Source organism: Saccharopolyspora aridisoli (assembly GCF_004348445.1).
Taxonomy (GTDB): Bacteria; Actinomycetota; Actinomycetes; order Mycobacteriales; family Pseudonocardiaceae; genus Saccharopolyspora; species Saccharopolyspora aridisoli.
The window spans coordinates 117,312-130,642 of the sequence record NZ_SMKV01000013.1 but is presented as its reverse complement, the minus strand read 5'-3'; the positions used below and the strand labels follow the sequence as shown (position 1 = coordinate 130,642).

Genomic DNA, 13,331 nt, shown 5'->3' with positions numbered 1-13,331 from the left:
TGGGTGTGGACGGCTGACGTGCCGAGGGCGTTCTCGTTCAGGTGATCTGCGGGTGTCCGTTCCCAGTTCTGGCGTGTTGACGCCAGGGAAATCAGTACGGTGTGCGCCGCTATGTCAGGTGTGGGCGTCGGTCCTGTGCTGGGGAGGGCTTCGTCCGCTTCGCGCTGACCGCTGGTCGTGGCGGGGGATGGGGGACGAGGCGAGGTGCTGGTCGAGGAGGAGCGCTCGCCCGAGGCGCCGGATGTGGCTGGGCTGAGGCGGAGCCGGCCGTGGTCGGTAGTCGCTGGTGCGGTTGTGCTGGCTTGTGCGGTGTTCTGGTTGGTGCGGGAGGGGTTGCTGGATGATTCCTACATCACGTTGAGCTACGCGCGGAGCGTGGTTGAGCAGGGCGTGTGGGGGATGATCCCGGGTGAGGTGGCGAATTCGGCGACGTCGCCGGGCAACGTGCTGGTGCTGGCGTTGCTGACGCTGCTGGTGGGCAGTCCGGTGTGGGCGTTGGGCGTGGTGTTCGTCGCTTCCGCTGTGGTCCTGGTGCTCGGGCTGCGGCGGAGTGCTCTGGATCGTGGTCTTCCGGGCTGGACCGGCGTGATGACTGCGGTGCTGGTCGGTTTGAATCCGCTGCTGTTGTCGACGGTGGGTCTGGAGATGACGCTGGCCGCCGCTTTGCTGGCGGTGTTGTTGGCGTCTGCCTCGGGTTCGCGGCCGTGGTTGTTCGGTGTCACGGCCGGGGCGATGGCGTTGACCCGGCTGGATCTCGTGGTGTTCGTGGTGACGGCGTTGGTGCTCTGTCCGGGGCTGTGGCGTGGGTGGTGGAAGTGGTTCGTGGCGGTTGGTGCCGTCGCTGGTCCGTGGTTCGCGTTCAGCTGGTTCTACTTCGGCTCGGCGGTGCCGGACACGATGGTGATCAAGCAGTTGCAGGCGTCGTGGGGCGAGTACAGCTTCGACAACGGGCTGGGCATGCTCCACGAGCTGGCGCCACGACCCACGTTGGTGGCGCTGCTGCCCGCGGTGTGCGGTGTGGGGAGCCTGCTCGTCCTTGCGTGCGCCAACATCGCCGGGCGGGCACATCGCGCCTGGCCGTGGGTGGTGCTCGGTCTTGGCGGTGTGGCGCACTACCTCGTGTACATGCGCCTGGACGTGCCGCCGTACCACTGGTACTACGCGCCGTCGCTGATCGGCACGACGATCGCGTTCGGTGGGCTGCTGGGGCTGGTGGCTGCGCGGATGCGCCGGCGAGCGCTGGTGGCGCTGGCCGGTGTGGTGCTGGTGGTGCCCTCGGTGTGGGTTGCCGTGGGGCAGGGTGTGCCGTGGCGGACGGTGCCGATCGAGACGAACTGGGGCAGCGCGGCCGACTACGCCCGCATCGGCACCGAGGTCGGTCGGCGCGTCGGTGAGGCGACGGTGACCAGCCCGGGTGAGCTGGGGACGCTGGTGTACTTCTGCCGGTGCCGGATGGTCGACGGGTTCTCCGACCGCGGCTACCTCGGCCCGGAGATCGCCGAGCGCATCGACCGCGCAGGGCCGTTGACCGCGGCGTTGCTGCGGGTGAACTACCACCACTTCGTCCCGACCGAACCTCGCGAGATCGACTACCTGTTGCGCGTCGCGGAAGGACCGGGTCCGGACCCGTTCTGGACCATCTCCACCCCGCTGGGGCCCCCGATGCACCTCACCTTGGAGGCCGCGAAGCCCTGAGCGACCTCGAAGGCAGGTCTGCCTCATCTTCTGCGTCGGCTTCTCGGCTTCGAGGGACCAGTGCGGTCGACCTAGCGACGTTTCGCGGTCATCGGGAAGGCACCTCGGCAGATGCACTGGCTCCGCGCGCTGCTGCCCGTTGAGCAGGAGATCGTTCTCTCGAATCCCCAGCCGCTGCAACCGCTCCACCCCCGGGTACCGGCACCGGAGTGCCCCCGGGGCTCGCCGGGGGTGTAGGGTGCGTGGTGGTCGTTGTATTTCTGGGTTCGTGTTCTATGCATGCTCGCAGGATGTTGATGCGGGCGAGCTTCTTTCTTTGGTCGTAGCTGGAGTTAGCCGCCGTCTGAGATCCCCGGCCCGGGCCTCCACGCGGTGTGGGTGCCCGTCATACCCCCAGCTCCCGAAGGAGACTGACATGACCAACGGAACCGTGAAGTGGTTTAACTCGGAAAAGGGCTTCGGCTTCATCGCCCCGAACGAGGGCGGCCCGGACGTGTTCGTGCACTACTCGGCCATTGACGCGGCCGGTTTCCGCACCCTCGAAGAGGACCAGCAGGTGGTTTACGACGTCAGCCAGGGCCCCAAGGGCCCGCAGGCCGACGTCGTGCGCGTGGCCTGACGTCCCCGCCTGAGCCTCCTCCCGGCCCGCACCTCGTGTGCGGGCCGGGACCTCGGTTCACCCGGCATAGCTCCCGCACCTGCCACTTGCGGTGCGGTTGAGGCGGGCCGAACCGATAGCAGCACGCTCGCCGCCGTGACGACGCTGCCCACTATGGGCGCGCAACGAAGTTGCTGGCCGCAGCCTGCTGCAACCCCAGTCCTCCTCTCCGGTCGAGCCGAGCGCGTTCTGCGGGCCGGTTCCCGGAGCTCTGTTCCTACTTGCGTGCCTGCAGCGGCAACCCCCTGCGTTGCGCTGGGCCGCGAGATCCTCCTACGTGCATTGGACTTCCGATGCGGGCCAACCACAGCCTGATCACAACCCTTCCCACAGCGTTCACAGTGGATGGTGACCTCGCCGGTTCGGGAGTCGCCCTGCTGGCCGAGTGGCTCTGGCCGCATGTGCTGACCGGACCACCGGAAGCGCTCGTGGACCTGGCCTCGGCCACCACCATCGATGCCGCCGGGCTCGATCTCCTGGTCGCCGCACACGCCTACGCGGCCCATCGCCACGTCTCCCTCCGCATCGTCAACGCGGCGCCCCGCGTGCTCCGCGTGCTGCACATGGCCGGAGTGAGCGCACTCCCGGCCCGCGGCCCCCGCGACGAGTTCGCGACCAGCACGGCAAGGAACCTCGTTCCTCGGCAGGACACCGCAGTGGTGCTGGCTTGATGCGTTCCCACCACGTCGCGGACGTTGTGCGAGACGCCTGGCAGATCACCGATGCCGAAGGCCGGTGACTCCGGGCTCGATGAACTCAACAAGGTGCGGGACTCGAAGGACATCGATGTGGCGGAGAGCATGATCGAGTCGGCGACGTGGTAGGTCGCTGACGCCGCGCGGGAGCAGCCGTGGCTGCCGAACGGGCCAATTCCGGTGCACGTGATGTGGATTCGCGATTTCCGGGCGATCAGGGCGCCGGACGCCGGAGTGGTCCGGACCGGGGGCCGCGAGGACAGGAGGGCCCTCGTTAGGGGTGCCGAGGATTCGATCCCGCATGAATTCGTGTCGCAATTCCCCCGATTGACCTGAACTCGCCTCGATCGCTGTTCTGGTGAGCCCACAACCGCGCCCTCGCCCTTCGAAGATCATTTGATCCTCGCGGGTGGGCAGGCTGAGTGCGGAGAGGAAATCGCTTTGATCCTCACTCTACCGCGATCACTCTAATGGATCACGTGATGGAGTTTCTCCCAGCTTGGATGTTCTCCGCTGGCTAGCCTGGTGCTCGCAGCCCTTTCCCAAGGGCCGCGTATCTGGCTTTCAAGACGGCGGCCCCGTCCGTGGGAGTGGGCGTTCATTCGTCATCTGAGAAGCCCAGAGGAACTCGAGGATGGGCAAGAATCCGCGATCTTCGCCGGAGGAGTTAGGTCCCCAATGTCATCGAATGTCCCTGCTGCGCCTCGCTGGCGCACAACCTCCATTTCCATGGCCCTGGCGGTGTTGCTCGTCCTCGCCGCAGTGATACTGCCGTCGACGAGGGCGAATGCCATTGCAACAGCCGTTCCTCTCGGCACGGCGGACGACTTCGCGGTCCTCGGTGGCGAGTCGGTGACCAATACCGGCCCCTCCGTGGTCACCGGAGACCTCGGGGTGAGCCCCGGGACGTCGATCACCGGGTTCCCGCCCGGCATCGTGAACGGGGCCATCCACTCCGCGGATGCCGTCGCCCTTCAAGCTCAGACCGACCTGACCACGGCTTACAACAATGCTGCTGGCCAAGCCCCGGATGCCAGCCTCCCCCCGGATGCCGGCGGTCTGACGCTGGTTCCGGGCGTCTACAACGCATCCTCCGCTCTCGGGCTCACGGGCACCCTCACCTTGGACGCTGGCGGCGACCCCGACGCCGTGTGGGTCATCCAGGTCGGATCGAGTTTGACGACGGCCTCCGCCAGCAGCGTGTCGCTCATCAACGGCGCGCAGCCGTGCAACGTCTTCTGGCAGATCGGGAGTTCCGCGACGCTCGGCACGGCCACCGACTTCGTGGGCAACATCATGGCCCTGACCTCGATCAGTGCGAACACCGGAGCCGGCATCGATGGCCGAGCGTTCGCGCGGAACGGCTCCGTAACGATGGACACCAACACGATCACCCGGTCGACGTGCGGTGGTGAGACGACCGGTGGTGAGACCACTGGTGGTGAGACCACTGGTGGTGAGACGACCGGTGGTGAGACCACTGGTGGTGAGACCACTGGTGGTGAGACGACCGGTGGTGAGACCACTGGTGGTGAGACCACTGGTGGTGAGACGACCGGTGGTGAGACCACTGGTGGTGAGCGACCGGTGGTGAACCACTGGTGGTGAGACGACCGGTGGTGAGACCACTGGTGGTGAGACGACCGGTGGTGAGACCACTGGTGGTGAGACGACCGGCGGTGAGACCACTGGTGGTGAGACCACTGGTGGTGAGACGACCGGCGGTGAGACCACTGGTGGTGAGACCACTGGTGGTGAGACGACCGGCGGTGAGACGACCGGCGGCGGAGGCACGGGAGGCACCACGGGCGGTGGTGGTACGCCGCAGCCTCCGGTGCCTGCGCCTCCGGGAGGGACGCCGGAGGCTCCCCAGCCCGCCCCCGTTCCGGGGCATCTTCAAGTGACGGGCTGACCGCGAGGAAGCTCGTTGCCCGACCGCCCCCGCTAGTTCGTTGCGGTCCGGGGAGGTCGGCTGGACGAGTGCCGAGACCGGCGCGCGGCGGCTCTTCGCCGTCGCGCGCCGCCAGGGCAAGCCCGGGGGGAGGCGCTGCCCGCAACCGGGGTCGCCCGTGACGCCGCCGAGGCGCAGTGCCACGGATCGGGCGCCGACGGCGTTCGGACGCGGATCAGAAGCCCAGGAGAAGCAGATGAGGGAAAGGTCGGCCGGCCGCGAGCTGGGTGGCGGCGAGTCAGTTGCCGAGGCGGAACCGAGCGGTGGACTCGATGATCGAGCGAACGTCGCCGGCGCTGTGGAGGCTTGGGATGAAGCTGACGACTCCCCAAGGACTCCAGGACATCCACGGCGACTCCGCCTGCTGGAAGTGACAACGGGCCTCGCGGTAGCCCTGTGCCTGGCGCTTTCGGTTGTCCACGTGCTCCTGATATTCCTGCACGTGGCCCCCTCGAACACGATCTCGCGGCACTATCGCGCCGAGATCAACACCTGGGTCTACCCGTACTTCGAACAGAACTGGCGGCTTTTCGCCCCGGAGCCGCAGTCAGTCACCCGGCAGATCTCGGTGAGGACCGTGCAGTCCTCTCCGGGCGGTGCCCCGCGAGTCAGTGACTGGTTCGACCTGACGGCCGTGGACAACGCCGCCGTGGAGAACAGCTTCTTCCCGAGCCATACCAACCAGAACATGCTGCGCCGGGCCTGGGACGCCTACCTCGACCTGCACGGCAGCAGCGATCAACCGCGTTCAGAGCGGGCCCTGATGATGCAGGAGTACTTGCGCAACATCGCGGTGGACCGGCTCGCCACGCACCGGCCAGGTGCCTACGAGGCAGTTCAGCTGCGCGTGATCACGCGACCGATCGCAGCGCCCGGCACAGCGGGTCTTCCCCAACCGAGCTCGGCCGACACCAGGTACCTGCCCTGGTGGGAGGTGGAACTCGATGGCGACTGAGCAGGCACCACTCGCACGTTCCTCGTCACGCACCACGGCGTCGAGGACCGGGAACGCGAGCAGGCGTGGAGTTTTCGAGCGCTTCGATGCGTGGTGCGCTCGTCTGGCGGACGAAGCAACGGCCCTCCACGCGGCGGCAGTGCTGCGCATCGGGTACGGACTGCTCTACCTCGTGTTCCTGCTGAGGGAATTCCCCCACCGGGACGAGATCTGGGGCCCTGGATCGCCGTGGACGCCTGCTCTGGCGAGACAACTGTCCGAACAAACCGGTTGGATCAGCATCCTCACGCTGTCCGATGACCGGGCGTACTTCGAGTCCTGCTATGCACTGGCCCTGATCACGTCCGCGCTCTTCATGCTCGGCTGGCGAACCCGAGCAGTGTCCATCCTGTTCGCGGTGGTGATCTCGTTCCACGGGAGGGCCATCTTCATGTCGGACGGAGGCGACAACCTGATCCTCCTCATGGCCATCTACCTCTGCTTCATCGAGTGCGGTCGACGGTGGTCGCTCGATGCGCGAAGGGCGCGGCTTCGGGCTTCCGGGGGTGAGGCCCGGCGATCCTCAGGAAGACCGGAGGCGTCGTACCTCTGGTGCCAGGTCCTGTCCGTCCGCCGACAACTGACCACGGTGGTGCACAACTGCGGGATGTTCGTCATCGCGGCTCAGATCTGCATCGTGTACGGGGCTTCCGGGCTGTTCAAGGTCCAGGGCGAGGCCTGGGAGAACGGGACCGCGCTCCACTACGTTCTGAACCTCGAACTCTTCCAGCCATGGCCCGCGTTGTCGCTCATGATGGACAGCAATCAGATGGTGGTCGCCGCAGCCAGCTACCTGACCGTGCTGCTGCAGGTGGCCTTCCCGTTCGTCCTGTTCAGCAGGGCGAAGCTCGTCGTCCTGACCATGCTGCTCGGCATGCACGTGGGTATCGCGGTCCTCCTGGGGCTGCCGCTCTTCTCAGGCGCGATGATCATCGCCGACGCCATGTTCGTTCCACACCGCTACTACCGGTACCTAGGACAGCTCTGGCGGCGCGCCTTCGCACGGCCAGGTGGGTTCGAGGAGTCCGGTGACTCGACCTCGGCAGAACCGGCGCTCGTACCGCCACGGGCCGGATCGGCCGGTTGACAGGAGTGCGAGGGCGGCAGGCGGCGACTGCGGAAGTCGAACTCAGGTGCGTCAGCGGAAGTCAACAACCCGCCGCGGAACTCGTCGCGATCCGGCCCGCGGTGTGGGTGGGCCGCCCCTCACTCGTCGAGGCTCCGGAACACCAGGCGGGATGGGTGATGCGCCAGAGCCGGTGCGTCCGACCGTTCTGGGCCTGCGCCTCGGTGATCGGGCGCTGCCGCGTGACGTCTCCGAGGTGCCGGGTGGTGCGGCCGTCGCCGGAGAAGCCGAGCAGGGCCGGGTCGAGTCCCGTCCGGCCGTGCACCATGAGCCGGGTGAGCGCGGTGGCGCGCTCGGGCACGATGTCCTCGTGCGTCCGAGCGCGCTGTCAGGTGCACGGAGGCCATCACGCCGCCCAGGAGGCCCTTCCCTCCGATTTGCTCGTAGGCGAGGAACGTGGGCTGCCGGTCCTGCGTGATCACGCCCTGCGCTGACGGGAGGCCGAGGTGGGGGAGTCTCCGCGGTCCCACGGTGCCGCGTACCGGGAGGCGTGGTGGCGCGAGCCGGTGGGCCAGCCGCGAAGCGGGACCGCGGTGCCCCCTCCGCGTTGCGATGCAACGGCCGGGATCGGACGGGTCTCGGACAGACCTTCGTCGTGGCTGCGCCGTTCGTCCAGGTACGGCTTGATGGCCAGCAGGCACCCGAGTCCGCAGGCCCCGGCCATGATGAGCACAGTGCTGGGTGTCGTGAGCATCGCGACCATCGGACCTGCCAGCAGCGGGCCGGCGGATTGGCCGATGAGCAGGTAGCTGTTGGCCGTGCTGACGACCCCGCTCTTGCGCTCGGCGGGAGCGTGCTTGCTGAAGTGCAGGAACAACGATTGGGCGAGGGCCGCGAAGCAGAATCCCTGCACCAGGCGCAACGGGATCATCGCGTAGGGGTCCAGCGGCAGGGACACGAGCGCGATGGCGGCCGCACACCCACCCGCGGCGAGGGCGAATGCGCGCAGCGGCCGTCCGGTGAGGTCGTTGCGCTTGCCCCACCAGAACGAGCCGAGCAGGGTCGCGCTCCACATCACCGAGTGCAGGACGCCCACCCACAGGCTCGCGCTGCCTCGCTCGGCGACGATGCCCTCGACGTGCTCGGCGTACACCGGGATCAAGCCGTAGACGCCGAAGTAGACACCGACAGCGGCAGTGGCCAGCGGCAACGCCCCCGGTACGCGCAGGACTGAAGGGCGCTGCCGCTCGTCCGGCTTCGTCCCGGTGCGGTGTTGAGCAATGCGGCCGGGTTCCCGCAGCGCCCACGCGCAGGCCACCGCGATCGCGGTCGCGATTCCGGCGATGCCCAGCATGAGCTGGGGCAGGCCACCGGAGCCGACCAGCAGGCCGCCCGCGATCGGTCCGGCCAGCGCACCTGCTGCGGTGGCGCTGAACGACTTGCCCAGCGCTGAGCCTCGCTTGTCGTCCGAGCCGGTGGAGCCGGCGAACGCGGCGGCGGCTTCGACGACGCCGCCGAGCGTGCCCTGCAACAGACGACCGACCACGAGCAGGGCGGGGCTGCCGGCCGTGGCCATGACGACCATGGCCACGGCCAGACCCAGCAGCGCGCGGACCACCATCCACTTGCGGCCGATGCGGTCGCCCAGCCGTCCCCACAGCGGGGTGACGACGGTCAGGGCCAGGGCCGGGGCGGCGATGGCCACCCCGGCCCAGGTCTGGGTCTCGGCAACTCCGCTGGTGCCGATCTGCTCCAGGTAGAACGGCATGATCGGCACCAGCATCATCAAGCCTGCGGTGTTGACGAACTGCCCTGCCCACAGCAGGGCCAGGTTCCGCACGTGGCCGCTGGTGGCCTCCGCCTGCTGCGGCGAGGCCGGATTGCGGGTCTCCGAGGCGCGGGTCACGGTGCCACCGCCTCCTGCTCCTGCCACGGGTCGGGCAGGCCGGCGACCCACTCGTCGTCGTAGACCAGATCGAGGTAGCGCTCGCCGCGGTCGGGCAGCACCGTCACGATCCGGGCCGGCCCTTCCAGCCTGGAGATGAGGTGCTCAACACCGGCGATCACCGCCCCTGACGAGCCACCGGCGAAGACCTTCTCCGTGGCCAGCAGCCGTCGGCACCCGGCGGCGGACTCGGCATCGGGGACGTGCACGACGTCGTCGATCTCGGCCGAATCGAAGATCTCCGGGACTCGGCTGGCCCCGAAGCCGGGGATCTGCCGAGCCCCGGCGGGGGCGCCGAAGATGACCGAGCCGACGGCGTCGACGGCGATGACCTTGAGGTTCGGGTGGTCCTTGCGCAGGCGTCGGGCGATGCCCTGGATGGACCCCGTCGTGGACACCGCGGCCACCAGGTAGTCGATGGGACCGTCGACGGCGTCGAGGATCTCCGCACCGGCGGTTTCGTGGTAGGAGCGCCAGTTCAAGTCGTTGGCGTACTGGTCGACCTGCGTCGCGTTCGGGATCGAACGCGCCAGTTCCTTGGCCCGGCGCACGCGCGAGTGCAGGTAGCCGCCGCCCTCGTCCGGCTCGGTCACCATCTCGACGTCGGCACCGTAGAGCTCCAGCAGGCGCAGGTTCGTCGATGAGGTCTTGGGGTCGACAACGGCGGTGAACGACAACCCGTGCAATCCGGCTGCCATGGCCAGGGCGATGCCGAGGTTGCCGGAGGTGCTCTCGACAAGCCGCATCCCGGGACGCAACGTCCCGTCGGCCAAGCCCTGTTCGACGATGAACCGCGCGGGGCGGTCCTTCATGCTGCCACCGGGATTGAGCATCTCCAGCTTGGCGAGCACTTCCACTTCGGGTTCGGGGAAGCAACGGCTGAGTCGCACCATCGGGGTAGATCCGACACAACCGATCACCGAATCGTGGATCACTGGAACCTCCAGTTCTTCGGGGCGCACTTCGGCGCGCCACCGGAATGAGAAGAGCGGAAAGCGTGAACCGATGCGCGTACGACGACTGCGTGCCGGAGAACCCGGCGACAACGGGGATGCGTCACCGTCGCGCGAGAGCAGATCCCGTTCGAGAACGCAATTCACGGGAGAGAACGCGAAGAGAGCACTCGTTCACGAGTAGTTCACCCGCGATGTGGTGGACGGGATCAAATCCGGTTATCAGGTTCGCGCGATGCACGCGAAGTGGAGGAACGAGGTTCCGGATGTTCTCCACGGTGGTCGGGAGGACCAGTGCCGGAGTCGCTGAGCCCACGTGGGCTCGGTGCGCAGCGCTGCGATCGCCGCTGCGGCGAAGGCGAGCGCGAGGAGCAATCCCAGTTCCGGCGGGGTGTTCAGGGGGCGTGTGAGGGCGACCGCGCTGTGATCCGGTCCGACGTGGCAGTGCGGGTCCCCATGTCCCTGATCGTCGCCGTCGTGACTGGTGACGGCGTCGTTCGACAGCGCCGGGGCGTGGGTGTCGTGGTGCCCGGCCGGCTCGCCGTGGTGTGCGCTCGACGAATTCGACAGCGACATCATCGCCGCGTGCCCGGGAACGGCGTGGCCCGGGAGGAGCGCGACGGGAGCGAGGAGGAAGCCCAGCACGAGAAGAGGAAGTGCCAGCCACTTCCTCATTCCGCGGTGCTGTGCCGTTGACCCCATCACGCAAACCACACTAGAGAGCTCGTCGAGATGTTGCGAAGCGTTATGTCATCTCTCACGGGGTGAATTCGGGATTCGGCCTCGCTGCTGGGGAACTGGCGCGCGCATTGCGGGATCGAATTCGAATCGCATTGCGGCTGCAGTGGGTGGTCGTCGTGGTGGCCGACGCGCGGAGTGTTCAACTGGGTGCGAGCAGTGGTGACTTCTGCGATGAGGAAGGCTTCGATGGCCGTCGGCTCGCCGTTCCTGCGGCTGGTGGGTGCGTGCGGTTCCTTCCTCGCCGGGATCGCCGTGGGAACCTCCCACCAACGCGCTCCCGTCGTGGTGGGGGAACAACTTGGCGCAGGTCCGGCCTGGCAACTCATGGCGTGAATTGCGACCGCCTTGGCCGCACTGGTGGTCGCCGGGTGGTTCGCGCGGGGTTCGTCGGACCGCGGCGCGGTTGCTACCGCGTCGGCGGGCGGCACGTTCCCTAGACTGGTTGGTCGCGCCCGGTACCGCCTGTTCGTCGACAACGCGAAACGGAGTGCGAACGATGCGACATCTGCGACTACCGTCCGGCGGTGTCCTGCCCGTGCTGGGGCAGGGCACCTGGGGGATGGGCGAGCGCGATTCGGACCGCGCGGCGGAGGCCGCGGCGCTGCGACACGGACTTGACCTCGGTATCGGGCTGATCGACACCGCTGAGATGTACGGCAGTGGTGGTGCCGAGGAAGTGGTCGGCGAGGCGATCGACGGTCGGCGGGACGAGGTCTTCCTGGTCAGCAAGGTGTTCCCGCACAACGCCGGCCGGCAGGGCGCCGTCGAGGCGTGCGAGCGCAGCCTGCGTCGGTTGGGGACCGATCACCTCGACCTCTACCTGCTGCACTGGCGGGGCGGAACGCCGTTGGCCGAGACGCTCGAAGCGTTCGAGGAACTGCGTGACAACGGCAAGATCCGTCATTTCGGGGTCAGCAACTTCGACTCCGACGACATGCGGGAGCTGTGGGGGGAGGAAGGCGGCAGCGACTGCGCGGTCAACCAAGTGCTCTACAACCTCACGCGGCGCGGGATCGAGTTCGACCTGCTGCCTCGGTGCCGGGAGCGGGAGTTGCCGGTGATGGCGTACTCACCGATCGAGCAGGGCCGGCTGCTCGGGGATCCGGTGTTGGGGCGGGTCGCGGAGCGCCACGGGGTCACGCCCGCGCAGATCGCCATCTCCTGGGTCCTGTCCGGTGAGGGTCTCTGCGCGATCCCGAAGGCCGCGACTCGCGGCCACGTCGAGCAGAACCACGCGGTGCTGGAGATCCGGTTGTCGGAGGACGACCTCGCCGAGCTCGACGCGCAGTTCCCAGCGCCGGACCGGGCGACACCGCTGGCGATCCTCTGACAGGGCGCGCCTCCGTGCTCGTTCCCAACGCACCTGTGATCACGGGTGCCGTGGTCATGGTCCGGGATCGCGACCAGTCGAGGGCCGGGCTCTTCGCGCCCTCGGGGTCTCTTGTGGACCGTGGCGATGACATGATGACCGCTCGTGGAGTTGAACCAGTTGCTCGGGCGGATCGTCGATGAGGTCGCACCGCTGCGCGGGAGCGGGGTGGTCGCGGATTACATCCCGGCGCTCGCGAGGGTCGATCCTGCTCATTTCGGCATCGCCATCGCGGATCTCGAGGGGCGCGTGCGCGGGGTCGGCGATTGGCAGGTGCCGTTCTCGGTGCAGAGCATCTCGAAGGTCTTCACCCTCGCGCTCGTGCTCGCAGGTAGCGATGAGGCGCTGTGGCGCCGCGTCGGCCGGGAGCCCTCGGGCAACGCCTTCAACTCCCTGATCCAGTTGGAGCACGAACGGGGCATCCCGCGGAACCCGTTCATCAACGCGGGTGCGCTGACGGTCACCGACGAGCTGATCTCGCAGGTCGGCGACGCCACCGGCGAGCTGCTGGCGTTCCTGCGCACCGAGAGCGGGAACCCGGACCTGCGGGTCGACGCGGAGGTGTCGGCCTCCGAGGCCGCGCACGCCGACCGCAACCTGGCGCTGACGCACTTCATGGCCTCCTACGGCAACATGCGCAACCCGGTGGCGACGGTGCTCGACCAGTACGTCCGGCAGTGCTCGATCGAACTGAGCTGCCGCGACCTGGCCCTGGCCGGGCGCTTCCTCGCCGCCCACGGCGTGCGCCGGGACGGCTCGGAGTTGCTCACCCGCAGCCAGGCCAAGCGGGTCAACGCGATCATGCTCACCTGCGGGACCTACGACGCGGCAGGGGATTTCGCCTACCGCGTCGGGATTCCCGGCAAGAGCGGTGTCGGTGGCGGGATACTCGCGATCGTGCCGGGCCGCTGCGCGATCGCGGTCTGGAGCCCGGGACTCGACGCGCGCGGCAACTCCGTGGCCGGTGTGGCGGCCCTCGACCACTTCACCACCTTGACCGGCTGGTCGATCTTCTGACCGGGGAGGTCAGTTCAGGAGCCGAGCTCGGCGAGGGTGTTCTCGTCGCCTACCGCGTCGGGCGTCCAGGGCAGCGTCAGGGTGTCCTCGGTCTTGCGCGCGGTGCCAGAGGTCGCAGCGGTGGGGGTTGTGGCAGCGCTGGGCACCTTGAGCGCGACGAACTCCGTCCGATGGCCGGATAGCTTGGCGGACCCCGCGACATCGCATCCAGGTCAGGCGTTCGCGGAGGGCGATGTTCGGCGCGTTG

The 13,331-nt window shown here is 68.1% G+C and carries 15 protein-coding genes; 9 read left to right on the top strand and 6 right to left on the bottom strand.

The window, feature by feature from the left end; genetic code table 11:
- Window positions 1-309 precede the first annotated feature (309 nt).
- The 4 genes from E1161_RS13015 (at window position 310) to E1161_RS13000 (ending at window position 4,656) form a co-directional block, all read left to right on the top strand.
- Entirely contained in the window at window positions 310-1,695 is a 1,386-nt protein-coding gene (locus tag E1161_RS13015) for a hypothetical protein (protein WP_235874996.1), read from the top strand.
- A gap of 415 nt (window positions 1,696-2,110) precedes the next feature.
- Entirely contained in the window at window positions 2,111-2,314 is a 204-nt protein-coding gene (locus E1161_RS13010) for a cold-shock protein (protein WP_132623031.1), read from the top strand.
- A 380-nt stretch (window positions 2,315-2,694) separates the two neighbouring features.
- A complete protein-coding gene (locus E1161_RS13005) occupies window positions 2,695-3,024 on the top strand; it encodes an STAS domain-containing protein (RefSeq protein WP_165939776.1) in 330 nt (109 codons plus the stop codon).
- A 753-nt stretch (window positions 3,025-3,777) separates the two neighbouring features.
- On the top strand, window positions 3,778-4,656 hold the full coding sequence (locus tag E1161_RS13000) for an ice-binding family protein (protein ID WP_207920222.1): 879 nt from the start codon (window positions 3,778-3,780) through the stop codon (window positions 4,654-4,656).
- 581 nt (window positions 4,657-5,237) lie between these two features.
- Here the strand turns inward: E1161_RS13000 and E1161_RS27155 are convergent.
- Window positions 5,238-5,441, bottom strand: a complete 204-nt coding sequence (locus E1161_RS27155) for a hypothetical protein (RefSeq protein WP_165939766.1) — start codon at window positions 5,439-5,441, stop codon at window positions 5,238-5,240.
- Between E1161_RS27155 and E1161_RS12990 the strand changes: the two genes are divergently transcribed.
- Both E1161_RS12990 and E1161_RS12985 read left to right on the top strand, forming a co-directional pair.
- Window positions 5,442-5,954 (top strand): DUF5819 family protein, encoded by a 513-nt coding sequence (locus E1161_RS12990; RefSeq protein ID WP_207920221.1) that lies wholly within the window; start codon window positions 5,442-5,444, stop codon window positions 5,952-5,954. It abuts the gene before it with no gap.
- Entirely contained in the window at window positions 5,944-7,080 is a 1,137-nt protein-coding gene (locus tag E1161_RS12985) for an HTTM domain-containing protein (RefSeq protein WP_132623027.1), read from the top strand. Before E1161_RS12990 ends, E1161_RS12985 begins: the two co-directional genes overlap by 11 nt.
- Before the next feature lie 61 nt (window positions 7,081-7,141).
- Here the strand turns inward: E1161_RS12985 and E1161_RS12980 are convergent, their stop codons facing one another.
- From E1161_RS12980 to E1161_RS12965, 4 genes are all read right to left on the bottom strand, one after another.
- Entirely contained in the window at window positions 7,142-7,420 is a 279-nt protein-coding gene (locus E1161_RS12980) for a hypothetical protein (protein ID WP_165939775.1), read from the bottom strand.
- Between the two features lie 117 nt (window positions 7,421-7,537).
- Complete coding sequence (locus E1161_RS12975; RefSeq protein WP_132623023.1) at window positions 7,538-8,965, bottom strand: MFS transporter; 1,428 nt, start codon at window positions 8,963-8,965, stop codon at window positions 7,538-7,540.
- Window positions 8,962-9,924, bottom strand: a complete 963-nt coding sequence (gene sbnA / locus E1161_RS12970) for a 2,3-diaminopropionate biosynthesis protein SbnA (protein WP_268951387.1) — start codon at window positions 9,922-9,924, stop codon at window positions 8,962-8,964. Before sbnA ends, E1161_RS12975 begins: the two co-directional genes overlap by 4 nt.
- A gap of 255 nt (window positions 9,925-10,179) precedes the next feature.
- Window positions 10,180-10,632: a hypothetical protein gene (locus E1161_RS12965; RefSeq protein ID WP_132623019.1), complete on the bottom strand. Its 453-nt coding sequence runs from the start codon at window positions 10,630-10,632 to the stop codon at window positions 10,180-10,182.
- A 237-nt stretch (window positions 10,633-10,869) separates the two neighbouring features.
- Here E1161_RS12965 and E1161_RS27150 point away from each other — a divergent pair, with 237 nt between their 5' ends.
- The 3 genes from E1161_RS27150 (at window position 10,870) to E1161_RS12955 (ending at window position 13,084) form a co-directional block, all read left to right on the top strand.
- Window positions 10,870-11,031 (top strand): hypothetical protein, encoded by a 162-nt coding sequence (locus E1161_RS27150; protein WP_165939774.1) that lies wholly within the window; start codon window positions 10,870-10,872, stop codon window positions 11,029-11,031.
- A 163-nt stretch (window positions 11,032-11,194) separates the two neighbouring features.
- Window positions 11,195-12,028, top strand: a complete 834-nt coding sequence (locus E1161_RS12960; RefSeq protein ID WP_132623017.1) for an aldo/keto reductase — start codon at window positions 11,195-11,197, stop codon at window positions 12,026-12,028.
- Window positions 12,029-12,172: 144 nt separating this feature from the next.
- Window positions 12,173-13,084, top strand: coding sequence for a glutaminase (locus E1161_RS12955; protein ID WP_132623015.1), 912 nt, complete (start codon window positions 12,173-12,175; stop codon window positions 13,082-13,084).
- Between the two features lie 14 nt (window positions 13,085-13,098).
- Here E1161_RS12955 and E1161_RS28360 read toward each other — a convergent pair whose 3' ends face one another.
- Window positions 13,099-13,230, bottom strand: a complete 132-nt coding sequence (locus E1161_RS28360) for a hypothetical protein (protein WP_268951385.1) — start codon at window positions 13,228-13,230, stop codon at window positions 13,099-13,101.
- Window positions 13,231-13,331: the final 101 nt, after the last annotated feature.